We start from the raw sequence: 666 nt of genomic DNA on the forward strand, positions 1-666 counted from the left end.
CTGGATAAGCCGCCACCGCAAGGGTTTGCGCGCTGGACCGGCCCCCTGCTGGCCGAGGCGCTGGGCGATGTCGATGTCCAATATGTCTGGCGGTTCCTGCGCAGCCACAAGATTGACCTGGTGGCTCGCAAGTCCTGGTGCGAGAGCAACGACCCGAACTTTACGGCCAAAGCCGCCGATGTTGTCGGCCTCTATGTCGCGCCGCCGGCGAAGGCCATTGTGCTGTGCGTGGACGAGAAGCCCTCGATCCAGGCTTTGGAGCGAGCGCAGGGTTATCTGAAGTTGCCCAATGGCCGCGCCTTAACCGGCCAAAGCCACGATTACAAGCGGCATGGCACCACAACATTGTTTGCGGCGCTCGAAGTCGCCACCGGAAAGATCATCGCGACCCATTCAAAACGCCGGCGCCGCGTCGAGTTTCTCGATTTCATGAACAGCGTCACCGCGACTTTTCCGAACCGCAAGCTTCACGTCATCCTCGACAACCTCAACACCCATAAAAAGAACGAGGACTGGCTCAAGGCCCACCCCAACGTGCAATTTCATTTCACGCCGACAAGTGCGTCATGGCTCAATCAGGTCGAAGTATGGTTTTCCATCTTGCAGGGGCAGTCGCTCAGCGGCACCTCCTTCACGAGCCTCAAGCAGCTTCAGGAACACATCGAT

1 pseudogene is annotated in these 666 nt (G+C 58.9%); it reads left to right on the forward strand.

Going from position 1 to position 666, the window contains the following annotated elements:
- A pseudogene (locus RCO31_RS34635) lies at positions 1-666 on the forward strand (IS630-like element ISRj1 family transposase); the annotation flags it as partial.

The sequence above is a fragment of the Bradyrhizobium sp. LHD-71 genome, assembly GCF_031157255.1.
GTDB lineage: Bacteria > Pseudomonadota > Alphaproteobacteria > Rhizobiales > Xanthobacteraceae > P52-10.